Origin of the sequence: Cellulophaga sp. L1A9 (genome assembly GCF_009797025.1) — a bacterium.
Classification (GTDB): domain Bacteria; phylum Bacteroidota; class Bacteroidia; order Flavobacteriales; family Flavobacteriaceae; genus Cellulophaga.
The window spans coordinates 965,223-989,501 of record NZ_CP047027.1; the positions used below are offsets into that span (position 1 = coordinate 965,223).

31 protein-coding genes and 3 pseudogenes are annotated in these 24,279 nt (G+C 31.3%); 27 read left to right on the top strand and 7 right to left on the bottom strand.

What is annotated here, in order from left to right; genetic code table 11:
• The first annotated feature begins 208 nt into the window (after positions 1-208).
• The 3 genes from GQR94_RS04050 (at position 209) to GQR94_RS04060 (ending at position 2,390) form a co-directional block, all read left to right on the top strand.
• The gene (locus tag GQR94_RS04050; protein WP_158974280.1) at positions 209-1,021 is read left to right on the top strand and encodes a DUF5684 domain-containing protein; all 813 of its coding nucleotides are present in this window, start codon (positions 209-211) and stop codon (positions 1,019-1,021) included.
• Between the two features lie 44 nt (positions 1,022-1,065).
• Positions 1,066-1,434, top strand: a complete 369-nt coding sequence (locus GQR94_RS04055) for a hypothetical protein (RefSeq protein ID WP_158974281.1) — start codon at positions 1,066-1,068, stop codon at positions 1,432-1,434.
• A 305-nt stretch (positions 1,435-1,739) separates the two neighbouring features.
• Entirely contained in the window at positions 1,740-2,390 is a 651-nt protein-coding gene (locus tag GQR94_RS04060; RefSeq protein ID WP_199271533.1) for a peroxiredoxin-like family protein, read from the top strand.
• A 641-nt stretch (positions 2,391-3,031) separates the two neighbouring features.
• Here the strand turns inward: GQR94_RS04060 and GQR94_RS04065 are convergent.
• A complete protein-coding gene (locus tag GQR94_RS04065) occupies positions 3,032-3,322 on the bottom strand; it encodes a GIY-YIG nuclease family protein (protein ID WP_158974282.1) in 291 nt (96 codons plus the stop codon).
• A gap of 124 nt (positions 3,323-3,446) precedes the next feature.
• Here GQR94_RS04065 and GQR94_RS04070 point away from each other — a divergent pair, with 124 nt between their 5' ends.
• Positions 3,447-4,271, top strand: coding sequence for a carboxypeptidase-like regulatory domain-containing protein (locus tag GQR94_RS04070; protein WP_158974283.1), 825 nt, complete (start codon positions 3,447-3,449; stop codon positions 4,269-4,271).
• A 17-nt stretch (positions 4,272-4,288) separates the two neighbouring features.
• Here the strand turns inward: GQR94_RS04070 and GQR94_RS04075 are convergent, their stop codons facing one another.
• The gene (locus GQR94_RS04075; RefSeq protein ID WP_158974284.1) at positions 4,289-4,798 is read right to left on the bottom strand and encodes a LemA family protein; all 510 of its coding nucleotides are present in this window, start codon (positions 4,796-4,798) and stop codon (positions 4,289-4,291) included.
• A 398-nt stretch (positions 4,799-5,196) separates the two neighbouring features.
• Between GQR94_RS04075 and GQR94_RS04080 the strand changes: the two genes are divergently transcribed.
• The 8 genes from GQR94_RS04080 (at position 5,197) to GQR94_RS04115 (ending at position 11,012) form a co-directional block, all read left to right on the top strand.
• Positions 5,197-6,090: a hypothetical protein gene (locus tag GQR94_RS04080; RefSeq protein WP_158974285.1), complete on the top strand. Its 894-nt coding sequence runs from the start codon at positions 5,197-5,199 to the stop codon at positions 6,088-6,090.
• Between the two features lie 11 nt (positions 6,091-6,101).
• Positions 6,102-6,653 carry a hypothetical protein gene (locus GQR94_RS04085; RefSeq protein ID WP_158974286.1) on the top strand — a complete coding sequence of 184 codons (552 nt, stop codon included), beginning with the start codon at positions 6,102-6,104 and terminating at the stop codon, positions 6,651-6,653.
• Between the two features lie 224 nt (positions 6,654-6,877).
• Positions 6,878-7,318 carry a hypothetical protein gene (locus tag GQR94_RS04090; protein WP_158974287.1) on the top strand — a complete coding sequence of 147 codons (441 nt, stop codon included), beginning with the start codon at positions 6,878-6,880 and terminating at the stop codon, positions 7,316-7,318.
• A 1-nt stretch (position 7,319) separates the two neighbouring features.
• A complete protein-coding gene (locus GQR94_RS04095) occupies positions 7,320-7,520 on the top strand; it encodes a hypothetical protein (protein WP_158974288.1) in 201 nt (66 codons plus the stop codon).
• 222 nt (positions 7,521-7,742) lie between these two features.
• A complete protein-coding gene (locus GQR94_RS04100; protein ID WP_158974289.1) occupies positions 7,743-9,599 on the top strand; it encodes an ATP-dependent endonuclease in 1,857 nt (618 codons plus the stop codon).
• Between the two features lie 179 nt (positions 9,600-9,778).
• Positions 9,779-10,048 (top strand): hypothetical protein, encoded by a 270-nt coding sequence (locus tag GQR94_RS04105; RefSeq protein ID WP_158974290.1) that lies wholly within the window; start codon positions 9,779-9,781, stop codon positions 10,046-10,048.
• Positions 10,049-10,089: 41 nt separating this feature from the next.
• Positions 10,090-10,539, top strand: coding sequence for a GIY-YIG nuclease family protein (locus tag GQR94_RS04110; protein ID WP_158974291.1), 450 nt, complete (start codon positions 10,090-10,092; stop codon positions 10,537-10,539).
• On the top strand, positions 10,536-11,012 hold the full coding sequence (locus GQR94_RS04115) for a hypothetical protein (protein WP_158974292.1): 477 nt from the start codon (positions 10,536-10,538) through the stop codon (positions 11,010-11,012). Before GQR94_RS04110 ends, GQR94_RS04115 begins: the two co-directional genes overlap by 4 nt.
• A gap of 126 nt (positions 11,013-11,138) precedes the next feature.
• Here GQR94_RS04115 and GQR94_RS04120 read toward each other — a convergent pair.
• Positions 11,139-11,462 (bottom strand): annotated as a pseudogene (locus tag GQR94_RS04120) (transposase); the annotation flags it as partial.
• 189 nt (positions 11,463-11,651) lie between these two features.
• On the opposite strand from GQR94_RS04120, the gene GQR94_RS04125 reads away from it, so the two are divergent.
• The 3 genes from GQR94_RS04125 to GQR94_RS04135 all read left to right on the top strand — a co-directional run bounded on the left by GQR94_RS04125 (position 11,652) and on the right by GQR94_RS04135 (position 13,748).
• Positions 11,652-12,215, top strand: a complete 564-nt coding sequence (locus GQR94_RS04125; protein ID WP_158974293.1) for a hypothetical protein — start codon at positions 11,652-11,654, stop codon at positions 12,213-12,215.
• On the top strand, positions 12,205-12,429 hold the full coding sequence (locus GQR94_RS04130; protein ID WP_158974294.1) for a hypothetical protein: 225 nt from the start codon (positions 12,205-12,207) through the stop codon (positions 12,427-12,429). Before GQR94_RS04125 ends, GQR94_RS04130 begins: the two co-directional genes overlap by 11 nt.
• A 95-nt stretch (positions 12,430-12,524) precedes the next feature.
• Entirely contained in the window at positions 12,525-13,748 is a 1,224-nt protein-coding gene (locus GQR94_RS04135) for an amidohydrolase family protein (protein ID WP_233268635.1), read from the top strand.
• Between the two features lie 224 nt (positions 13,749-13,972).
• Here GQR94_RS04135 and GQR94_RS04140 read toward each other — a convergent pair.
• Positions 13,973-14,249: pseudogene (locus tag GQR94_RS04140) on the bottom strand (transposase); the annotation flags it as partial.
• A gap of 294 nt (positions 14,250-14,543) precedes the next feature.
• On the opposite strand from GQR94_RS04140, the gene GQR94_RS04145 reads away from it, so the two are divergent.
• From GQR94_RS04145 to GQR94_RS04155, 3 genes are all read left to right on the top strand, one after another.
• Complete coding sequence (locus GQR94_RS04145) at positions 14,544-14,891, top strand: hypothetical protein (RefSeq protein ID WP_158974295.1); 348 nt, start codon at positions 14,544-14,546, stop codon at positions 14,889-14,891.
• Positions 14,892-14,930: 39 nt separating this feature from the next.
• Positions 14,931-15,782, top strand: a complete 852-nt coding sequence (locus GQR94_RS04150) for an NADAR family protein (RefSeq protein WP_158974296.1) — start codon at positions 14,931-14,933, stop codon at positions 15,780-15,782.
• A 209-nt stretch (positions 15,783-15,991) separates the two neighbouring features.
• Complete coding sequence (locus tag GQR94_RS04155) at positions 15,992-16,489, top strand: hypothetical protein (RefSeq protein ID WP_158974297.1); 498 nt, start codon at positions 15,992-15,994, stop codon at positions 16,487-16,489.
• Between the two features lie 132 nt (positions 16,490-16,621).
• Here the strand turns inward: GQR94_RS04155 and GQR94_RS04160 are convergent, their stop codons facing one another.
• Entirely contained in the window at positions 16,622-16,978 is a 357-nt protein-coding gene (locus GQR94_RS04160) for a transposase (RefSeq protein WP_255451546.1), read from the bottom strand.
• Positions 16,979-17,132: 154 nt separating this feature from the next.
• Between GQR94_RS04160 and GQR94_RS04165 the strand changes: the two genes are divergently transcribed.
• The 3 genes from GQR94_RS04165 to GQR94_RS04175 all read left to right on the top strand — a co-directional run bounded on the left by GQR94_RS04165 (position 17,133) and on the right by GQR94_RS04175 (position 18,558).
• Positions 17,133-17,759: a hypothetical protein gene (locus GQR94_RS04165; RefSeq protein ID WP_158974298.1), complete on the top strand. Its 627-nt coding sequence runs from the start codon at positions 17,133-17,135 to the stop codon at positions 17,757-17,759.
• 351 nt (positions 17,760-18,110) lie between these two features.
• On the top strand, positions 18,111-18,329 hold the full coding sequence (locus tag GQR94_RS04170; protein WP_158974299.1) for a hypothetical protein: 219 nt from the start codon (positions 18,111-18,113) through the stop codon (positions 18,327-18,329).
• Positions 18,322-18,558 carry a hypothetical protein gene (locus tag GQR94_RS04175; protein ID WP_158974300.1) on the top strand — a complete coding sequence of 79 codons (237 nt, stop codon included), beginning with the start codon at positions 18,322-18,324 and terminating at the stop codon, positions 18,556-18,558. Before GQR94_RS04170 ends, GQR94_RS04175 begins: the two co-directional genes overlap by 8 nt.
• Positions 18,559-18,694: 136 nt before the next feature.
• Here GQR94_RS04175 and GQR94_RS04180 read toward each other — a convergent pair whose 3' ends face one another.
• Complete coding sequence (locus GQR94_RS04180; protein ID WP_255451568.1) at positions 18,695-19,054, bottom strand: transposase; 360 nt, start codon at positions 19,052-19,054, stop codon at positions 18,695-18,697.
• Between the two features lie 151 nt (positions 19,055-19,205).
• On the opposite strand from GQR94_RS04180, the gene GQR94_RS04185 reads away from it, so the two are divergent.
• The 5 genes from GQR94_RS04185 to GQR94_RS04205 all read left to right on the top strand — a co-directional run bounded on the left by GQR94_RS04185 (position 19,206) and on the right by GQR94_RS04205 (position 23,385).
• Positions 19,206-19,616: a hypothetical protein gene (locus tag GQR94_RS04185; protein ID WP_158974301.1), complete on the top strand. Its 411-nt coding sequence runs from the start codon at positions 19,206-19,208 to the stop codon at positions 19,614-19,616.
• 303 nt (positions 19,617-19,919) lie between these two features.
• Positions 19,920-20,321 carry a DUF2314 domain-containing protein gene (locus tag GQR94_RS04190; RefSeq protein ID WP_158973586.1) on the top strand — a complete coding sequence of 134 codons (402 nt, stop codon included), beginning with the start codon at positions 19,920-19,922 and terminating at the stop codon, positions 20,319-20,321.
• Positions 20,322-20,531: 210 nt separating this feature from the next.
• Positions 20,532-20,993 carry a hypothetical protein gene (locus GQR94_RS04195; RefSeq protein WP_158973587.1) on the top strand — a complete coding sequence of 154 codons (462 nt, stop codon included), beginning with the start codon at positions 20,532-20,534 and terminating at the stop codon, positions 20,991-20,993.
• A gap of 98 nt (positions 20,994-21,091) precedes the next feature.
• Positions 21,092-21,553, top strand: coding sequence for a hypothetical protein (locus tag GQR94_RS04200; RefSeq protein WP_158974302.1), 462 nt, complete (start codon positions 21,092-21,094; stop codon positions 21,551-21,553).
• 311 nt (positions 21,554-21,864) lie between these two features.
• Positions 21,865-23,385 (top strand): amidohydrolase family protein, encoded by a 1,521-nt coding sequence (locus GQR94_RS04205; RefSeq protein ID WP_158974303.1) that lies wholly within the window; start codon positions 21,865-21,867, stop codon positions 23,383-23,385.
• Between the two features lie 149 nt (positions 23,386-23,534).
• On the opposite strand, the pseudogene GQR94_RS04210 reads toward GQR94_RS04205, so the two are convergent.
• A pseudogene (locus GQR94_RS04210) lies at positions 23,535-23,891 on the bottom strand (transposase).
• A gap of 151 nt (positions 23,892-24,042) precedes the next feature.
• Between GQR94_RS04210 and GQR94_RS04215 the strand changes: the two are divergent.
• Positions 24,043-24,279, top strand: coding sequence for a bacteriocin immunity protein (locus GQR94_RS04215; protein ID WP_158974304.1), 237 nt, complete (start codon positions 24,043-24,045; stop codon positions 24,277-24,279).

Below are 24,279 nucleotides of genomic sequence, written 5' to 3' on the forward strand. Positions count from 1 at the left end.
GTTCTAGTTCTGTACTGCGCTATGCGGTTAAAACTTAAAATATCAGTTTATTTCGTGAAGCAAAAACACTAAGTACTAGGAATATGACGTTATACTAAAATAGATAAAATTAGTCGTTGCGTATCCGTTTTAAATAACCTATTCGCTGCTAGTTCAGCCATTTTTACGATCAAAAAAGATAGCAAATAACGCCATAAAACAGTGCTTCATGAATTTTAAAGACATCCTGAAATCTAGTATCTTCTATATTCTAGTCACAAGCTTTTTAGAAAATTTGTATTATTTAATTTTTAATATCCAAGATTATCTAGAGGCAGGTTTTGCTCAGCTCTTATTTAATTCATTCGTATATAGTATCCTATTTATACTTTTACTCGTGCGGTTACTGAATAGGATGACAAAGAAAGATAGCTATTCATTTAAAGAAATTTTAGGTAGAGCCTTCTCTATGATTGTCTTCATCTATGTTCTTGATTATTTAAATGCGGTACTTTTTCATTATTTAAATGAACTGATACACGCTCCTATTCGGTCAGAAAAAGTGGGATTTGAAAATCTTATGGGAATGATGACAAATACATTTGGTATGCCAACATTTGCAATTATTGACGGTCTATTTAGAAATCCCTTTTATGCACTATTGGATGCTATATCACTACTTAATTTTAAGATGTTTTATTTTAATGTCCTTTATTCGAAAATAATTTCGACAACCATTGTAATTTTCTATTACAGCCTGTATGTGCTATTCGAAAAATTTGATAGAAAAGGAATAGAAGCAATCATCCCCATTAAAAATAATTTAACCCTCTTAGCGATTACCCATAAACCGACATGGTGGATTTTACCATTGTTAATTCCCGTACTGCGCTATATTCCAAAATATTATATGAATAAGGAGCTCAGCAAAAAATATCAAAAGAAGTTTATGTTCGCGATAGGCATGACGGTAATTCCTTGGTTATTTTACGGGCAATTGATCCTGAATAAAGAAATTGCTAAAAAAGAAGAAACAATTTAAATCCTAAGGTGAAAAAAGAATAGGCCAATCAAAAAAAATAAAAAATGGAACAAGAAAACATTGAAACGCAAAAGAATAAAGTACTCCATGAAAAGAAACGACCCAGCGCCATAACGGTAATTTGTATTCTTGGTTTTATTGGGGCTGCATTTACGATTCCATTAGTGTTTTCTGACATTGCAAGACAAATTGGGAGTTGGTATCCACCCTATTTAGGGCTATCTGCCATCCTTGGTTTCACCTGTATGATTGGTCTATGGCAAATGAAAAAATGGGCAGCATATACCTATACCGCATTCGTAGTACTCAACCAAATTATTTTATTAGTTATGGGGGTATGGAATATCATGGCACTAATTATTCCTGCAATAGTCGTTGCGATAGCCTTGACACACCTAAAGAAGATGGACTAAAAACGAAGTTGAAATTCATTATTTAGAGTGGTCTATACAGGCTCTAGAATTAAAAAAAGCGATTAATTACAAAAGACTTCAGGTTTTAATTTACCATAAACCTAATAAGCTTCCCTATTCAGCTGGTGTAAAAATTCCAGGTTGGAGAAGATGCAGAACGCCCAGAATTAGCTTTAGTAAAACTTAAACAAAATATAAAGTTCGGTCTTAATTAAAATGATCTATCTATATTTATGAAGGACAACGTATAGAATTATTAGCTATAAGCCATTCCCTATGCAAATAACGTCTTAAAAAGATATTCATTGAAAAAATTAAGAGAACAAACTGATGCTAAAATTGCAGCAGGAAGAAAAAACAATCCCGAATTCATGAAGGGTGTTGATGCTATTATCAAGAAAGAAAAAGAATTTCAACAAGGTAAAAATGCCCTAAAAATTGGCGAAAAGGCACCTAATTTTGAATTACCTAATCCTGAGGGAAAAACAATTTCCTTAGCTACTTTACTCGATAAAGGTCCTGTAGTTGTTACTTTTTATCGAGGTAGTTGGTGTCCGTATTGCAACTTACAACTTAGGGCCTTGCAAGCTAGATTGGATGATATACATACACTGGGAGCCACATTAGTAGCTATTAGTCCAGAAGTGCCAGATGAGTCCATGTCTACCAATGAAATTAATTCACTAGGATTTAGTGTGCTAACAGACCAAGATGCAACAGTAGCTTCTCACTATGGTGTTGCTTGGGAAGTTCCTGCTTTTTTAATAGAACATATGGAAGTAGATCGTAAACTGGACTTAAAAAAAATAAACAATGGCAATGGCAGTATACTGCCCATACCAGCCACCTTTGTCGTAGGAACGAACGGATTAGTGCAATGGAGTTATGTTGATGTGGATTATAGAACACGTGCTGAACCCGAGGAGATTCTTGAAGCCTTAAAAAAACTGTCTTAAGTGCTCTTATCCCTCTTGTAAGTACCTCAGCTGTCAGTTCGAGTGGCGATTGAAGAGTGCAACGAAACAAACGTTGTATCGAGAACTTTTAGGAACACGGAAAACTTCTCGATACTATTATTCTTCCACTAACGCTCCAAAATAATTCACTCGAAGTGACATTTCTCTTGTAAGCACTCCTAATGTCAGTTGGAGTGGCGTTTATGCAGTGCAACGAAGCAAGCGTTGTATCGAGAACTTTTAGGAACACGGAAAACTTCTCGATACTAATTATTCTTCCACTAACGCTCCAAAATAATTCACTCGAAGTGACAAGCGTTTTGATAAGCCACTCTGCTGTCAGTTTGAGTGGCGATTGAGAAGTGCAACGGAACAAGCGTTTTATCGAGAACTTTTAGGAACACGGAAAACTTCTCGATACTAATTATTATTCCACTAACGCTCCAAAATAATTCACTCGAAGTGACAAGCGTTTTGATAAGTCACTCCGATGTCAGTTCGAGTGGCGATTGGGAAGTGCAACGAAGCAAGCGGTGTATCGAGAACTTTTAGGAACATGGAAAACTTCTCGATACTAATTATTCTTCCACTAACGCTCCAAAATAATTCACTCGAAGTGACAGTCGTTGATAGAATAAAAATTAATTGAATTTCTTTTTTGCTAGGTTTGGAAGTGCTTCAAAATCACCATTAATTAAGGCTTCTTTTTTAGCTTTCGACCACTTCTTTATTTTCTTTTCCGTATCAATAGCTAAAGATGATTCCGTAAATTCACAGTAAAAAACAAGATGCACAGGTCTTCTAGAAAACGTATAACTATCATGATGCTTGCCTGAATCATGTTCAGCTAATCTTGAATGTAAATCTGAAGTAAAACCTGTATAATACGTTTTATCAAAACATTTCAAAATATAAACGTAATAGGTTTTCATACTATAAAATTACTAAAAGGAAACGAAATGTCAGTTCGAGTGACGATTGAGGAGTGTAACGAAGCAAACGCTGTATCGAGAACTTTTGATTAAAGAATAAGAACCCGTTATTAAAATATAAAAAATGAAATCACTTTTTTACCTGCTACTCCTAACTCCGTTATTAAGTGCACCATTAGTTGCCCAAGAAATTGTAATGAACGGAATGATACTCGATGCACAAAACCAGGAACCTATAGCCTATGCCAATATCGGAATCTTGAATAAAAACCAAGGAACCATTACAAACACACAAGGTAAATTCTCCTTAACAGTCGCAAAACAGTTTAAGAATGATAGTATTACCATAAGTCATATAAATTACCATCCTATAAAAATCTTAGCAACAAACTTCTCTAATCAAAAAATTCTTTTGGAGCCTAAAACTACTGAACTCCATGAGGTAATTGTTTCCAAAGGAAAAATAAAGAATAGAAAAATAGGCGTTAAATCTTACGGCAAACTTTTATCCATGCGTGTTGCATCAAGAGACAACGATATAATAGAGGTTGCCCAACGCATCAATATTCCGGACAAGGAAGTTAAAGTGAAAGCAGTTAATTTTAAGGTCTTTAAATCATCAGAAGTTACCGATGTTATAGTAAGAATAAATTTCTATACTAATAGGGACAATAAGCCTAGTGAAAAAATAATATTAAAAAGCATAGTGCACGAGCTACCTACAGATAGAGAATCGGGTTGGATCCGAATTGATTTAAATAAAGACGCTATTTATATCGAACAAGACTTTTTTATCGGAATTGAATTTATACCTAATTTCGAAAATCCAACAATAGTAGATTTAGGTGCTATTTTAACAAAAGGCAAAGGATATCGAAGAGAAAGCAGCTTAGGGACCTGGGAAAAACTAAATGGAGCTGCCTCGATTAATGTTGAAGTACAGTATTAAAAATACTGTACTAACATCTACAATAAACTATTCATATCTGGATTCTCACGTTGCTCCTCTTTCGTAATAATATTTAAATAAACTTCTTCTTTAAAACCAAAAATAGAGGCTATAATATTACTTGGAAAAGTAGAAACAGCATCATTATAGGTAAGGACAGAATTATTGTAAGCGCGTTGCGATGCAGAAATTTGCTCCGCAAATTCATTAATAGAACGCTGCAAATGAATAATAGATTCGTTAGATTTTAATTCTGGATAGTTTTCAAAACTAATAGATAGGTTTCCTAACAATTTTGACAACTCACTTTCTAAAGCTACTTTCTCTGAACCTTTTGCAGCACTATAACCACTTCGTAATTGTGCAATTTCTGTATGCACAGAACTTTCATGCGCCATAAATTTTTTAGCCGTTGCCGCAATATTGGGCAAAGCCTCAAAGCGTTTTTTTAGTTGCACATCTATATTCTGCTTTGAAAATTGAATATGGTTTTTATGCTTAACTATTCTATTGTATATCCAAATCATTGTACATTATTTATATCAAGTAGGTAACGACAGGAATATCGTTTTATTTTTAAGATTACGTTAATACCCTACATACACAAAACTTTAATTCATGTTCATTCTATTTTAATTGGGTACTTATTGTACACTAAAACGGAGCTATTAAACTTCTTCCTCCTTTTTTTATAAAAAATACATTGAAAACCCTACCATTCAACGATTAAATCAAACATTTTATAGAATAATCACTAAATAATGACCCCTAGTGTGGAAAACCGCAGGCAACTATAGAAAATAGCAGTTATTTTTATACGAAGTAAGACTTCCCCCACAAATAAAATAATAGTGAACATGCGTATATGCGCTTGTTGGCAAAAATTAAATAACTACACAAGTTGAGCATTAACAAAAAAATATCAGTGACTTCAATATTGGCATTAAAGGATGCTCTAGTAACTATTTACTATCGCAAAAAAGACCTCCGACAATTTATAGAATTAACTATTGAGAACACTACAATCATATCAACGATTGATTGGACAGAAAATACAAAATATGAAAGTGTATCCCAATTAATTGACCGCATGGTTAAAAGACAGGACATTTATCAAAATGACCTTTTAAAGCTAGTGCAGGAAGTTGGAAACATGAACGATTTCTCTCATTTAGATTATTGGGACAAAGAAAATAAAGGATTAATCAAAAATGCTAAAGCTGCAGTGGCCAAATTGAGGCAGCAAGCCAAAGGCTATTTTGAAACAATCGATGAACTTAAAAAAACTGAAGAAAGACGAGAATCTACAAAAGAAAAATTAAATGATAGCATTGCATATCAACAGAAGCTTGATGAATTGAAAATGCAGTTTTATGAAATTGCTTCTAACACAAATTCACAACAAAAGGGATTTCAATTCGAAAAATTTTTAAATAAGCTATTTAACTTTTTTGACTTAGACCCTAAATCAGCATTTAAAGTAGTTGGAGAGCAAATTGATGGAGCTTTTACTTTTGACAACTCAGACTATCTTCTAGAAGCTAAATGGCAAGAAAAGCCAATAATTGCAGCTGATTTGTACACGTTTGGCGGTAAGATTCAAGGTAAATTAAAGAATACGCTAGGCTTATTCGTATCACTTGGACCTTATTCAACTGAATGCACCGAAACAGGAAGTCCAGTTCTTAAATCAATGATTTTAATGGACGGAATGGATTTAATGCAAGTACTTGAAGGCAGAATTCCATTGAATGACATGATTTTAATTAAAAGACGACACGCCTCTCAGACTGGAGAAATTTATTACAGAATGAAATAAAACAAATAATTATGAAAACAACAATAAGCGTTCTATCTGTAAACGAGATGAAAATAATTAAGCAAGTAAATCTCGTCATTCAAAACCGAAATAAAATTGATATTACGGCAGGTATTATCCTTTATGAGCGTGAGTTTTCAGAGACTTATACATTCGAAGAAAAAAAGAAGGATGAAAAAGACTTTTTTCACTTTAGTACTTATCCTAAACAAGAGGACTATCCAAATGATCACTTAGACTCATTGATTCTTGAAACTATCAAAACAGATTTTCCTAAAGCACAATTTAAGAGTAACCTTTTGTTTTCCTCATCAGATGTTGAGCATTATGATAATCTAACAAAAAGACCTTTTGAGAAAGCTGAGTTGAATTGTATTCCAGACTTTTCAGGAATTGATTTAAGTCGATTACCAACCACCACTTTTAAGGGCTTTAGAAAAGAAATCAATATTTATGTTGATGGTTCATCAGAGGTGATTAAAAACAGAATATTTAAAGGGTATTGTGATTTTCGAAATCATGAACAGATATATGATAGATTGGATGCAATAAAATTCCTCTGAAATAAAAAACGAAATGCCAACACGGTATATAGCAAATAAGGCGCTCGATGGTTTCCGAAAGTTAAGTGCTATTTACAAACACCGCCAAATCGTTGATTTGGCTTTTAAGAATGAATAAATTAAAAACAAAATACAACGCTTTGGCTCAGTGCAAACTTGAAAGTTCATCGCTTTCTACTGCCCTACTTGCCATATACTAATCGTTGTGCGTAATTTATGAATCTATGACAAAATTTGAATTAACATCAATAGTTATTGCTTCAATTTCCATTGGAATAAGTCTTTTGGCTGTGTTTCTTTCTGGTAAAGCTAATAATACAAACAAGAATATGTTTAGAAGACAAGGTGTAATTGACTTACATATGGCTTGGCAAGGGATAAATGAGATTGATAAAAACAAATTGATTGGACCTGATATAGTTAAAGCAGTCAATGCTCTTTCTTTAACCGCTTCGCTATGGAATCACGATGTGATTGAAAAAAGTATTCTATACCAAACTTACTGGAACTCATATCGAGACCTTTACGATACCTTAATTATTATAAATGAATTAGTTCCAGGACATAAAAAAACTTGTAGAAGTCTAATGACAAATGAAATAACAAAAGCGTATGAAGGAATGAAAAACGCTGATTTAAATACTGTATCTCAAACAAACTTATAAAATGAATGAACACGAAATTTATCTAAAGATCAAAGAAGCAATAACAGCAATAGAGCTTTATCAAAAAAATCTAAATGAGGGAAAAAAAGGAATTTGGACAACGCAAATAAATGAAGGACTTGTAACTCTAACCGAAAAACGACATATGCTAGCTTCTTCTGGAGATACTTGTCCTAGATGTGGAGGAAGTGGAAGAGCGTAAAAAACTACACACAACAACGCACACTTCTCATAGCTAGGTAATTAATTCATAGTTATGGCATATTTTCCAAGTCACCAAATTTTTAAATTTGATAGATTTAAAATAAAAAGATAATTAGCAAAATTTAAAAATTCAGCTTGTGCTTATCCGAAACGAAAGTGCTTATTTTCAGCACTATATTTCATTTACAAGACTGTTAGCCACAACCTAAAAAAATACAGAGTGCATTTAAAATCAATCCAAATTAAAAACTTTAAAGGCTTTAAAAACCTTTCTTTTGAATGTAACCAAAACTTCAATGTTGTAATTGGCGAGAATAATATAGGAAAAAGTACAATATTTGAAGCACTCTTAATATGGGAAAGTTGTTTTAATCGAATAATAAATTCAAAAAAGACAAACTTTTATAAAGCAGATGGTGGAAATACTTATATCCCGTTTGGAGATTTAACATTTATTAGATTAATAAACGACACCGATTTATTCTTTGAGGCACCAAACCAAGCAAGAATAACAGTAAATATAAAAGATAAGGAAAATGTATTCGCATTAACTTTCGAATTAAGTAAACCTAAATCAATTAGTAATTCGTATTTGAGGTTTAAAACAGTAAACCATAAAGAATTTGAAAAATTTGCACTATTTTTAAAACAGCAACAAATTAAACTTGACGAAGCTATCTTTATTTATCAAACCAAACCTGTTTCTAACATATTAAATAAAGAACCTTTTATGAACTCTGGTCAAGTTCTAAAGAAGATTTCAATTGGTAAATCTGGTGAAGTTTTACGAAACAAAATAATCAAAAAAAAAGCTGTTAATCGCACAAATTTAGAAAATCAAATATCAAAAGTTTTAGACCAAAAAATTAATTTCCAATGTAATAATGAAAAGAGGTTTCAAAAAGATGAATATATTGATTTAAAAGTTTCTAATGGAATTAAAAGTTTAGATATTCATTTACAAGGAAGTGGCTTTTTACAAGTAGCAGAGATTTTCTCAACAATTGATTATCTTGAAAATGCAATGAATATATTACTCATTGATGAACCAGACTCACATATTCACGCTAAATTACAAAGAAAACTTCTTCAAGAATTAAGACTAATTAATAACACCCAAATATTTGTAATATCTCACAACGACACTTTTGTTAGCGAACTAAATCCTGATGAATTATTTTATCTGAACAACGAAAGTAAAAATGAGGGTTCTATAAAAAAATTAGACCTAAAAAACTTTGACAAAATAAAAAAAGAATTAGGAGGTATAATTGTAGCTCTAGACAAACTTAATTACACTCATAAAGTTTGTTTTGTAGAAGGAGATGACGATATAGAATACATCAATCGTCTATTAAAAAAACACCTGAAAATAGAACCTGAAAATCTTCCAAAAAAAGAAGTCGTATTCTACCATCTTAGAGGCAAAGATTTTTTGTTAAAAAAAATAGATCATAATAAGAGACTCTTGAGTCAACTTTTTAAAGACAAGAGTTATGCTGTAATTTATGATAAAGATTTCTCTACAGAAGATTCCTGCACTGATTTTAATGTTGAAATTTCAAGAAAATTAGGAAATAATTCAAATGTTTATACCCACAATGGTTATTGCATTGAGTCTACAATATTTTCAGATTTAGAAAAATTATGTGAGTTTTTATCTAATTGGAGTGGAATATCTAAACTAAGAGTACATTTCTTTATTGAAGAATTCTTTTCTAATATTAATAATGACTTTGGTGTTCATACGTCAAAATATTATAAAGATTTTGAAATAAAATTTAAAGGTCAGAAAAAAGAATCAAGGCCAGAACTTAACACAGTTGATTTTAATGACTTTTTAGGAAACGCATTGGAACTCGGAAAATCTCATTATTTATTTAATAAAGCTTTAATATCTGATTTCTATAAGAACTTTAAAAATCATTTCTATACAATAGATAAAGATTTACTATCAAAAACAAGTGAAGATTTATCCTCAGAATTATTCAACTCATATATTGAAAACATTTCAAATTCAAGAGATTTTATTGATTGTAACAAAAATTTATTAAGAATAATATATGAAATTGATTAAAAAAGGCAGTGACCAACAAAGAACTGAGCTAAAAAACAAATATTACATTCTTTTTTAAACAATGAGGCGGAAAAAATAAAAAGAAAAACAGTAGAATTCTTAATGGGAGAACATACGATGAAATGCCTGAAATTGAATTGCAATATAGCGTTTGAAAAAAACTAAAAATTCTATTAACGATGATAAAAAACGAAGGTAAATATTTAGAATGGATAGAAAGAAATGGAGTTGGTAAGAATGATTATGTTGCTTCTTCAACAAAATCATACATTTCCTATTTAAATACAGTCTCAAAATTAATCGGTGAAGATATTTCCGAAAAGAATCTTTACAATGAAAACTGTGTTATTGAAATAGCAGATAGACTAAATGGATTGAGAAGTGAAAAATCAATTTCAAATTATAAGTCAGCTTTAAGACAATACGCTACAATGGTAAAAAACACCTAACGGAATAAACTAAGTTGCCTACAAACTAAAAAACATTGCGAATGAATTACAAATTATGCCAATCAGAACTCAAAGAAATGCTGGAAAAAGCAGAAGACGAATTATTCAACTCAAAAAGGATTAAATTCAAAAAGTGTAAAGATTGGCGGAAAGATAATGTGCCGAGCGAAGCTGGAGTTTATGCGATTTTCGAAAATGACAATGACTTAATTTATATTGGGGAAAGCGGAAATTTAAAGGATAGAATGAATGAGATAAATAGAACTGTTAACCATTCGTTTAGAAAGCAATTCGGGCATTTAAGATACAACGGAATTAAATCAAGAAAGAAGTTCACGGACGATATTGAAACCCTTTTAGATGACTATTTTTCAGAAAATCTTTTTGTTTCATTATTACCAGTAAATTTTGGGCGCTTAGAAATCGAAACTTATTTAATAAGTAAGTATCAAGATAAAGTAATTAATTCAGTTAAAAAAAGAAAACAATGAATAGTCTATTAATCGGGGGAGCTCAAAATACCGGAAAAAGTCAAGCAATTTATAGAATTGCAAACACATTGCTCACCAAAGGATTTAAAATTATCGCAGGTTCAATTCCTGCAACTTTCAAAGATTTTCTGGTGGTCTTGAAAGGAAAAGATAATAGTGGAAAAGAGGTTACTGTAATAATCAATTCAGCCACAGACACAGAAGATATTATTAAAGACTTTAAAAATTTATTTGATATAAACGGCATTTATGATATTCTTATCTCTTCAGTTCGAGATGACGATTATTACCCAAGAAAAGAGTTTTTTAAGATTATGAAATTGAATGGACAAGATGAATTCATTTTAGAGATCCCTTTCGCAAAAATTACAAGAATCAAAAAATATAGAGCGAAACCGCTAAAGTGGTTCGCTGATAATATGGATACTTTAATACATCACACTTTAAAGAATAATCCATTCAATATCGGATAAAACCCAAATGCCAACAAAAAACTGAGGTAAAAAACAAGTAAATTCTTCTTTAATCTGAGACACTAGTATTCTAGGCTCAAAGATTCAAAAATTAGGATCTATGAGCTTTTTTATTCTATTTATCCGCTATTTATTGGGCAATATAGAAACGTACGTTTCATCATAGGGTCTGCCAGATTTTGCGATAGCAAAGGACTGTTTACCTAGTTTGTTGGCAACTGCTATCAGTGCCAGTTTCTTGCTCTTCCCCTTGTTCACGATTCGCTCATATACCGCTCTGCATGCCTAGTTATGCGTACAAGCATTGAAAGAACATAGAAACAATAGCCTCCGAAGCTTTCTATTACCGACCTTACTTATTCTCGCTCGAGCTCTTACACTGCTCCTCGACTCTCGTATCGTTGGGGTTATACCGACATAACGACAAAGCTGTGATGCTGTTTCAATCTTGTTCAAAAACGTACCATTCCCCGATTATATGAAACTCTTTTTAGAATAATAGCTAAATTGTTAACACTAGTTTGGAAACCGAAGACAACTATAGGAAATAAAAGTTATTTTTATAATTAGTATTCCCCCCGTACAAATTAAATAATATGGAACATGCGCATGTGTGCTTGTTATGTGTAATAACCAAAAATGAAAAAAATAAAACTTCCAAACATTAATCAATCTGAATTCATCAAGGCCTTTGAGAGTTTTAAAAAGTTTGTGAATAGCGATATTGAATACAATAATGACCTTAACGAAATCCACACAGCCTCTAAAGAATTTGATAAATGGCACTTAATGACCTTAGCAAGTTTTTATGGAGGTAATCTGTTTAGAGCAACTAACGAATTAAGGTTAATTGAACATCAATTATGTGATGTTGTATTTGAAAAGGCTTATCATTCTCAAAGTGTAGAATTAAAAACCGAATGGAATGATGAAATAGAAATTAAACCCATTTTAATGTTTGATGCCGACTCTTTTTTGACAAAGAAACTAGTTAACTCTATCTCGAATAATTCAAAAAAACAATTGATTGAAAAAATGCCAACTCTTAATACGGAACAATCTGTTTATAGAGTAACAAAAGAAGCAATGAAATTTGAACATTTTGCATATATAATAATTAAGAGCACTTTAATTTTTATTCGAGATGAAAAAGAAAAAGCAACTATTACAAACCTTTGGAAAATAGAGTGGAATGAAATATAAGTTTAATATAATGACTAATTATCCTTCAGATTTGGAAAAGGAAATGATTGATTTCAACAACGTAAATAACACAGATTTAAAACTGATACAAGTACTAAATGATGAAGTTACATTTGTTGAAGTTGAAACCTCTATGTCTGACGAATTGCTTTTCAAATTTGGAACGAAATTTGGATACAGTGAAACAAAGAAAAATATAGAAGGAAGAATATAAAACACATAACAATTTGTATAATGCATATGCACCCTACGGGATGCAAACGCACCATACAAGAAACGTTGGCATCCATTTAAACAAAACATAGAGATATGCACAAAACCTTTATATTTTTATTCATAATTGTTATTTCCTTACCAGCAAAATTAATAGGACAACAAAAGAACACTTATATCAAAGCGGGATTTTTATATGACAGTAAAAGCAATACGCTACTAAAAAACAAGCTTATACAAATTCAAGGGACAAAAATTATTTCTATTAGCGAATTTGAATCTTTACCTGAAAACATCCAAGTCATTGATTTAAAAGAGTATACTGTCCTTCCAGGACTAATTGATGCACATACACATGTACTTTTTTATCAAGAGGCCAATGAAGATTTTGCAGAACACAGCGTTAAATCGCTGACCATGGAAAGTGATGCTTTAAGAGCACTTCGTGGTGCTAAAAGAGCCAAAAGTTATTTAGAAGAAGGAATAACAAGCATTAAAGACCTTGGGAACTCTGGTTTATACCTTGATGTAGCTCTTCGAGACGCTATTAATGAAGGTACAATTGATGGTCCTCGTATTTTTGCATCTGGTCCAATTTTAGCGGCAAATGGCGGACAAGTTTATGGTGTACTACCTAAACACCAAAACATTATAGATTTAGAGTATCGAATCATAACGAATCCTGAAGATGCAAAAAATGCTGTTCGTGAACATGTTAATCAAAATGTAGACTTAATCAAAATTTGTGCTGATAATATTCCAAATAACACATATTTAACAATAGATGAAATAAAATCTATTGTAAAGACTGCTCACTCATATAATTTGAAAGTCACAGCTCATTCCGTAACAAATCAGTCCGCATGGAATGCAATTGAAGCTGGTGTAGATGGAATTGAACATGGTTTTAATTTAGCAGATAGCACTTTAGTTAACATGGCAGAAAAGCAAATATTTCTTGTACCTACAGAAAATAGTAAATCATATATGTACACTTATGCAAAACTCGCTAACTATAAAGAAAATGAGTTAGATTGGATTGACAACTATATTGATAGAATGAAAAAAAGACTTGATCGAGCAATTAAAATAGGTGTTCCTATAGTAGCCGGTTCTGATAATTATACGGATATAAAAACATCTAGCGGAAAATCATCTAAAGACATGTATAGGTACTATTTAGAAGCAGGAATGAAGCCTTTAGACATACTTCAGTCCAGCACATATATTTCGGCTTTTCAATTAGGAAGAGAAAATGAAATTGGTTACATACAACCTAAATCAAATGCAGATATTATTGCTGTAAAAGGAGATATATAATGATTTCATCTCAACATTAGAAAACGTTGTATTTATAATGAAAGATGGAAATATTTATAAAAATGAAAACGACTAAAATACATTTCAAACAAAAAACGTGTGCCAACAAAGAACTGAGATAAAGAAACAAGTAAATTCTTCCTTAATCTGAGACATTAGTATTCCAGGCTCATAGATTCTAAAAAAAGATTCTTTGAGCTTTTTTTCTTCCATTTATTCTCTAGTTATCTAGGCAATACAGAAACGTACCTTTCATTATAGGGTTTTCCAGATTTTGCAATAGCAAAGGACTGTTTACCTAGTTTGTTGGCAACGGCTATCAATGCCGGTTTCTTGCGCTGCCCTTTGTTCACGAGTAATGAAAGAACATAGAAACAATAGCCTCCGAAGCTTTCTATTGCCGCCCTTACTTATTCTCGCTCGACCTCTTACGCTGCTCCCCGACTCTCGTAGCGTTGGGGTTATACCAACATAACTACAAAGTTGTGATGCCATTTCAAAATTGTTTAAAACGTACCATTCCCCGATTATATGAAACGCTTTTTAGAATAATAGCTAAATAGTGACCTCTAGTGTGGAAACCGAAGTCAACTATAAGAAATAAAAGTTATTTTTATAATCAGTATTTTTCTCCCCAGAAAAAAATACTATGGAACAGGCGTATATGCGCTTGTTGTAGCCAATTGAAAAACAAATTTTGATAATAAAAAATTGATTATTATGATTTTTGTGTCTGAACTTTTTCAAGACATAAATTTCATAATAGATTTTGAAAATCAATACTCATAAATAATTATGGAACATTTTGAAATGAACTTAAATGTATGGTATTATTTACCTGACGAATATTTAGATAAATTACCTCAAATTTTCTCTAAAATGGATGGATGGCTAGGCTCTGGAGGTTATAGTATTGATAGTGGATTCTGGTACAGTTATTCGACAAATGGAAATGAAAAATATGTTTGTTGCTGTGATGAACCAAGTGGTCTTCATTTTAATGCATATATGAAAAGTTCTGAATGGGAAAAATGGAAAAAAGAATTTAAAGTAATAGCCTCTGAAATATTAGGGTATAAAGTTGGAGAACCAGAACTAGGTGATTGTGATTCTAGTTTTGGACAGGAGTATGCGGGAAATTAAAAAAAAGGCTATAACACTATATATAGCCAATTAGAAAAAATGGATTTCAAAAAATTATCTGATAAAGAAATCAAACAACTACCAAAAGTTGAAAGGTATGCCTATTATGACAAGTTAAGCCTTGTTGAATTAGATAACTGGAAACAATTATCTTGGAGTGATAAAAAGAAAGATATATTTTCTGGTTACGAATTTTATATTGGACGCAGAGGTATAGAGGGTATTAATCTTGAAGAAATTATAGATATAGCAATTAAAAATAGTCCGAATAAACATTCAGATTACATTAGTCCAATAATCAAACTCTACAATGAGAGAATTTTAGTCAATGAAGATTATACTTTCTTTTGGGAGACTAAATCACCTTTTTCTCAATGGTATAAATCAGCTTTTGAAGCCACAACACTTTTAGTAGAGGGTATTAGTTATGGAAATGAAATTTACAAAGTTAAAAGACAAGAGATTTTAGGAGATTTTCCTTTTGAAGTTCAAGAATATTCTTCCGCAGAACAATTTATGATGTATCATAAAGCTATGATATTCTTAGATAGAGAAACTGCCAGAAAAATAATGTTGACTAATAATGTTAAAATAATAAAAGAACTCGGTAGACAAGTATCAGACTTTAATTTAGAAACTTGGAAGTATTTTAGAAGTAAAATAGTATATGAAGGAAATAAAGCTAAATTTTCTCAAAACAAGGAATTGAAGCAGGCTTTATTAGACACAGCAAGTACAACTTTAGTTGAATCAGCACCTAATGACAGAATATGGGGAATTGGATTATCTAAAGACAATATTCAGTCTAAAAAAAGAGAAACTTGGAAAGGAAAAAATTTATTGGGAGAGATATTAACGATAATCAGAGAGGAATTCTTAACCGAACAATAACTGGCTACAACAAGGTCTCTAATTAGAGTGAGGTTCAGCTTTTACGCCAAGGTCTGTGTATATTTATGAAGTCTTAAAATATGGTGTTTAAAATAGAAAAGATAAAAGCAAAATATCTACAGTTAGCTTAGTAATAAATCGAAACGAAAGTGCTTATCACCTGCCATACGATTTCTTATACTAAACGTTAGCTGTAATTAGATTAAATTATGAAGAAAAGCCTTTTATATGTTATAATATTTTCGACTTTAGTGAGTTTTAGCTATTTATCTAAAAAGCCTAAAAATGATGATTTAGATTATTACATAAAAATACTAAATCTAGAAAAAATTGACTTTAAAGAAGTTGAAATGTTTTTTGTTATTGAAGAAGAGGATTCCACCCAAAATTCAATTAGAACCGGTATGGTCTTATGTAATACAAACACGACGCATACATTTGCTTATTCAATTGATTTAGAAAATAAAAAATCATTAAAATTGGATGAAAACTATTACGACAAATCACATCCAAATTATAATAACAGAAAGGCTCTATGGGAAATAGCTACATTCAATTTTCAACATCTCTATGAGTTCGAAAAAATCAATCCTGAAAAAAAAGGAAAAGTAAATTATAATATTGTTTTATTTAAGAAAGGATTTACAGAATTGAAAAAAATATACCTCAAGGATGTAAGTGTTAAAGTTGATATTGAAAAAGAATAAAAAACTACCACCAACAAAGAACTGAGGTAAAAAAACAAGTAAATGCTTCCTTTACCTGAGACACTAGTATTCTAGGCTCAAATATTCTAAAATCAGATTCTTTGAGCTTTTTTTATTGTATTTATTCTCTAGTTATCCAGGCAATATAAAAACGTACCTTTCATCATAGGATCTGCCAGATTTTGCACTAGCAAAGGACTGTTTAACTAGTTTGCTGGCAATGGCTATCAATGCCAGTTTCTTACGTTGCCCTTTGTTCACGATTCGCTCATATACCGCTCTACATGCCTTGTTGTGCTTACAAGCATTGAAAGAACATAGAAGCAGTAGCTTCCGAAGCTTTCTATTGCCGACCTTCCTTATTCGTGCTCGACCTCTTACACTGCTCCCCGACTCTCGTATCGTTAGGGTTATACTGACATAACTACAAAGCTGTGATGGCGTTTCAAACTTGTTTAAAACGCACCATTCACCGATTATATGAAACACTTTTTAAAATAATAGCTAAATAGTAACCACTAGAATGGAAACCGAAGACAACTATAGGAAATAAAAGTTATTTTTATAATCAGTAATTTTCTCCCCAGAAATAGAATAATATGGAACATGCATTTATGCGCTTGTTATCTACAATATAAAAAAAATGAATACCAAGGAATTTATAGGTAATATAAAGACAACAATAGAATCAACCGAATTTAATGAAAGATTAAAAATAACCCTTTTGAATTTCCCAAATCAAAAACACGAAAGTCATATAAGGAATACTTTAGTTGAACTTTACAACAAGCAAAAAAACACTAATCAAAGAGCTTTTGCTGAACATCCAAGATATAAGAATAAAGAAACCAAAAAAAGAGCTACAATAGACTTCTCAATCTGTACAAATGAAATTACTGATTTCACAATGGAATTAAAATATAATTTCCCAAAAGATATTTTAAAATTCTGTGCGAAAGGCAATTTAAATAAGGATTTCATAAATAGAATATATAATGAAAATGGTCAAAAAGTTGATGCTTTTCTTCAAATTGTTTGTGAAACAAATAAGAGTTATTTTAGTAGTTTAGAGAAAAAATGGAATCTCAATTCACTTTCTCAATATCAGTTAAAGGATGACAAAATAAATTGGAAAAACACCTTAATAGATGAACTTAAAAATGCTGAAGAACTGGTTGAAAACAGTAAACATGAACTTTTAGGAAAACAAACAATTAAAACTGATGCCTTAACAGCCGAGTACTACTTTTATATTATATATAGAAAATAAATACTGAAGGCAACACGGTGTATAATTAATGGCTAGTTAAAGCTTACTTATGAAAATACTATTCGGTTTGTATTTGCTAGATTAGCTATTCAAAATAGCCACTAACCATACACACAAATGTTATATGCCACTTTAGGCCGACACCGAGACAACTACTGAATGAAAGTAATTGACGACATAATTGAATTAAAAACGAACAAGGAAACTGAGAGACTTTCGTTTGCGACAAGATATTTGGTTCAAATCAATTTCACGTTTGACTTAAAGGTTTTGTCAGACGGTTTTAGCGGGACTTCGCATTTTTGCGTTAGACGTGACCAATTAAAAAAAATGTGTGCCGACTTGACAAATATGCACTCGACATTATCAGGAAAAACTGTTCTTAACGACAACGACTCTAACGGGTTTGTAGAATTTGAAATTGAACCAAACGAGTGTCTTAATGTAAGTGGACAAGTTGGTGGCACAAATGAAGACCATTTTTTAAAATTCAAATTTCAGACTGACCAAACTTGCATTCCACCATTTGTGCAGGACTTCAACTCCTTACTAACATATCAAAATGACTGACCAACAAAAAATAAACTTGAAAGTTACGAAAGACGAAGCATTGGTTCTTTTTGAATTTTTGGCAAGGTTCAACCAATCTAAACATCAAGACATTTTTGAAGACCAATCCGAACAGAAAATACTTTGGATTTTAGAAGGACAATTAGAAAAAAAATTAGTAGAACCTTTTAGACCAGATTACAAGGACATAATTAGAGAAGCAAGAAACAAAATACGTGACGAAGAATAAAAAGAAAAGCGGCATACAACAAAGAACTGAGGTAAAAAACAAACAAATTCTTCTTTAATCTAAGACACTAGTATTCTAGGCTCATAGATTCAAAAAACAGATTCTTTGAGCTTTTTTTATTGTATTTATCTTCTATTTATCTAAGCAATACAGACACGTAAGTTTCGTAATATGATCTGCCAGATTTTGCACTAGCAAAGGACTGTTTACCTAGTTTGTTAGTAACGGCTATCAGTGCCAGTTTCTTGCTCTTCCCTTTGTTCACGATTCGCTCATGTATTTCTCTGCATGCCTTGTTATGCTTACAAGCATTGAAAGAACATAGAAACAATAGCTTCCGAAGCTTTCTATTGCCGACCTTACTTATTCTCGCTCGACCTCTTACACTACTCCCCGACTCACGTATCGTTGGAGTTATACAGTCATAACTAAAAGGCTGTGATGCCGTTTCAAACTTGTTTAAAACGCACCATTCACCGATTAAATTAAACACTATTTTGAATAATAGCTAAATAGTTACCACTAGCTTGGAAACCGACGACAACTATAGGAAATAAAAGTTATTTTTATAATCAGTATTTTTCTCCCCAGAAAAAAATTAAATTGAATATACGTTTATCCGTATGTTGTAGTGCATTGACAAAAAAATGAATGATTATTTTAAAAAACTACAAGGTGGAATATTCGTTTTAGTTAAGCGTAATGAAACTTTGAAATACTATTTTTCTGAAAACTCAATGTTTTTAATTGATGATTGGGAATCTGAAATTATCAATGGAACTTATTTTGATGAACTAAATAAATACGAAATTCCCTTCGATAAAATATATTTATCAATTAAGTTCTTGAAAAATGATATGACTACTGAAGAATTTGACAAAATGATTAATTGGAAAATGCCTCAATTAATTATTGACTTTGACAAAAAAAAGCTGATTAATAATTTCTATGACCAAGCTTTGGAGGATAGAATACCAGAAAATTGGGATGGGAGCTTCATAGAAAATAGAAATGATTTTTTGCAATTAATACCAGAAAAAATGAATTATTGGAAATGAAAAACGCATTACAATACGGTGTATAAGACATAGCTAATAAGTGCGAAACCGAGAGGTTTGTGCTTATTTACAAAAACCGCCAAATTTTTATATTTGGCTTTTAAATAGAGAAAAGTTAAAAACAAAATATAAAAATTCGGTTCTGTGCTAAATCCAAAATGTAGTACCTTTTTGCACGCTACGTTTCATACACTGAGCCGTTGTGCATAATTTCAGAAAATGATATATATTCTAGTTGGGCTTTTTATTTTGCTAAGTGTTTGGTTTTTTTTCTTTCATTCTCCAAGACCTAAAATCATGCCCTTGGAAATTAATAAAGATAACCCGACAATGATTGCCGCAATTAAAAATGCAAAAAATAGTATAGACCAGTTTAAAAAATTATTAGACCTATACCCGAAAGAAGGACATGTTAAAGTTCCATTTTTGACAAACTCAGGTGAAACTGAATTTCTTTGGGGAGATGTCACCAAAATAATGAATAGTGATTTAGATATTTTTTTAACTACTCCACCAATTACTCATGATGGAAAAATGGCCAGAAATGTAAAGTACAGCCTATATGATATTGTGGACTGGACCGTAACTATCCCAGATGAAAAAATAAAAGGAGGGTTTACTATGAAAGCCATGTTTGAAATTTATATCGACAAATATGGCGAACTACCCGAAATACTACTTCAGGAAAAAAATATGTACGAGTAAAAAACTATGCCCAACTCAAGCTATATACAATACAAGCTTCAGGTTTAATCATGGGGTTTGTGTATTTTTATGAGGTCTTAAAATATGGTGTTTAAAATAGAAAAGATAAAAGCAAAATATCTACAGTTAGCTTAGTAATTAACCTAAACGAAAGTGCTTATCACCTGCCATACGATTTCTTATACTTAACCTTGTAGTACATTTTAAAAAATGGGATATTTAGCAGACATATATATAATTAAAAAGACAAGGTCTAAGAAAATAGTAATTGATTTCTTGAATCACTTTCTTCCAAATAGAAAAGAAAACGGAGAAGAATACTGGATTCCTGAATATTCTGACAATCCGACTTATGAATTTGATAATGCAAACGATTTAATGTCGTTTTTAGAAATAAATAAAAATTATTCTAACAGAATATATTGGAAAAATACTGACGAAAGAAACCCCAATAAACACGGAATGATTTTTTACTTGAAAGACGGAACTACAATTTTTGGAATTTCTAGGAATGCTGATATGAGCGGAAATATGAATACAGCAAACGAAGACCAATGTTTGATTGAAATGAAAAAATACTTTAACACAAATCTTGGATATATTCATTATGAAAATCCACCAGTAGACAATTATCAAGAATTCCTTGATATAGTAAACAAACTGGAAAAATAAAAGCGCAATAACCTGTGCTATAATTAATACAGTTTTTGAGCTTAATCAAAAAGTCTATGTTTCTTAGACGAGTCGCTAGCAACAATACGAAAAACAGAATGGGAATTTTTGACTTTATATTTGGAAAGACTATTAAAATAGATGACGAATTCTTTGGGAAGATGATATTCTCTGAATTCAAGAAAAATCCTGAAAAGAATTATTTTGAATGTAGAAGACATTTCAAATCGACTGACGAAATCATAGAAATCGGAATCGAGGGAGACGTAACTGGCCCGACTGAAGTGCAAAAAGACTTTTTTCGAAAAATCGAGTCTGATTATGAAAAAATCATATCGTTCATAAAACCAATGATTGAAAAAGAATTTCGGAACTGGAAGGAAGATTTCAAAATAACTGACTTTAAAAAGGAATTTAAAGCTGTTTATTTATTTTTACCTCGTTGTGAAAAAGAACCAAAAGTTTGGGAAATAGCATTTGAAAGTGAACACGATTTAAACCATACGTTTACTTTGACAATGAACGATTTGAGTGCGACCGAAATATTAATAGATGGATAAAGCTTGGATATTTCTTGCAAATTTCACTGTTATTAGCTTAAGCATTGTCGGAGTTATACCGACATAACTACCAAGTTGTGATGCTGTTATAAACTTGTTTAAAACGCACCATTCACCGATTACATTAAACACTTTTTAGAACAATAGCTAAATAGTGACCTCTAATGTGCAAACCGAAGACAACTATAGAAAATAAAAGTTATTTTTATAATCAGTATTTTTCTCCCCAGAAAAAAACACTATGGAACAGGCGTATATGCGCTTGTTGACAACAAGCTAAAAAACTCGGAGCTAAAATAATAAACCATAAAATGAAAAAACAAAACGTTAGGAAATTATTTTATAGCTTACTTATAATTTCAGTCGTTTCAATCGGAGTTTTTATTTGGGCAAATAAAGAATTGAATAAGGTTAATGGAAAATCCACAGATGTCATAAATATTTCTTCTAATATAAAACCATCTTCATCAATCTATATAAAAAACATAAGCGTACTTTCAGAAGATTGTAGTCATTTTATTGAAAACCAAGATGTAGTAATTGAAAATGGCAAAATAATTTCTTTGAGCCAAAATCAGCTTGTAGATATCACTTTTAGAATTATTGATGGTACAAACAAGTTTTTGATTCCAGGACTTATAGATTCTCACGTTCATTTAAAAGAAAGTAAAAACGACTTGTATCTATATCTTGTAAATGGAATAACTTATGTTAGAGAAATGGCTGGTAGACCATTAAATTTAGAATGGAGAAAATCATTACAAGAGAACGAAATTGCACCTCGTATATTTATTACATCACCACCAATTTACAGCGAAAAGGGATTAACAGGCTATTATTATGCTTGGACAAGACAAGCAATCAATTATTCAAATAAGGAAGATGCGGAAAAAGCAATTAAGGAAATTAAGGAACAAGGTTATGATGCAATTAAAATGTATGGCTTTGTGAATCCTGAAATGTTCAAAGCAACATTGGAAATTGCAAAGAAATATGAAATTCCTGTTATTGGTCACGTTCCTCAAGTTAATCTGGAAACTTTATACCAATCTGGTCAAAAAGAAGTTGCTCACATTGAAGAGCTGACCAAAAAAAATATGGAAGATTTTGGCAAATCAATTAAAAATAACCCTGAAGAATATCTGGATTTTTTAAAAACACATTCAGACCAAATTGCAAAAAAATTAAAAGAGAACAATATTTATGTAACGTCAACTATTTCACTCGCAGAAAGTTTTCCGAGACAACGCTTCGATTTAAATTCTGAACTTAAAAATGTAGAGTTAAAATATGTAAATCCAAAAATAATTGAAGGAACTGAACTTTACAAATTAGGTTGGTTACCTAAACAAAATGGATATGAATATGACGGAGAAGATAATGTTGGAGCAAGAGAGCTTTCTTTTACATATTGGAAAACTTATGTGGATGCTATTCATTTAATGACCAAAGCACTTGTAGATAATAATGTTCCGATAATGGCTGGTACAGATGCAAATGTTCCAACTAGTGTTCCAGGCTTTTCACTTCACAATGAACTGGAATCTTTATCTAAATCGGGAATGACCAACTCACAAGCAATCTATTCAGCAACTGTTGAACCAAGTAATTGGATGAAAAGTAACACTGGAAAAATCAAAGTTGGATATAATTCAGATTTAATACTTTTATCAAAAAATCCATTGGAAAATATAAAAAATACAAAAACAATAGAATATGTGTTTTTTGATAAATATATAATCGACAAAACTCAAATCAAAGAAATCCTAAAAGGAATAGAAAGTGCAAATAACGAAGATAGAAACGTTAAAATAGAAAAATACGTCAATTGAATTAAAAACAGAACGGAAAAGCCAGTTGCCAACAAAGAACTGAGGTAAAAAACAAGCAAATTCTTCTTTAATTTGAGACACTATTATTCTATGCTCATAAATTCAAAAAACAGATTCTTTGAGCTTTTTTTATTCGGTTTGTTCCCTATTTATTTAGGCAATACAGAAACGAACCTTTCATCATAGGGTCTGCCAGATTTTGCACTAGCAAAAGACTGTTTACGTAGTTTGTTGGCAACAGCTATCAATGCCCGTTTCTTGCGCTGCCCTTTGTTCACGATTCGCTCATATACCGCTCTACAAAACTTGTCGTATTTACAAGCATTGAAAGAACATAAAAACTATAGCTTCTGAAGCTTTCTATTGCCGACCTTCCTTATTCTCGCTCGACCTCTTATACTGCTCCCCGACTCTCGTAGCGTTGGGGTTATACCAACATAACTACAAAGTTGTGATGCCATTTCAAAATTATTTAAAACGTACCATTCCCCGATTATATGAAACACTTTTTAGAATAATAGCTAAATAGTGACCTCTAGTGTGGAAACCGAAGACAACTATAAAAAATAAAAGTTATTTTTATAATCAGTATTTTTCTCCCCAGAAAAAAATTAAATTGAATATACGTTTATCCGTATGTTGTAGTGCATTGCAAAAATGACAAGAGAAGAGTTAATAAAATTAGGAGAAAAAATTGTAAAAACTCAAGGAACAGAAAGTGAGCTTGATGAATTGTACGAAAGATTCAACAAAAACATACCTTATCCTGACGGAGCAAATTTATTTTATTATCCTGAAAATTATAATGCAAGTAAAGACTACTTGAGTCAATATAAACCAACAGTTGAAAGTATTGTTGATAAATGCCTTTCTTATAAACCTATTATTCTTTAA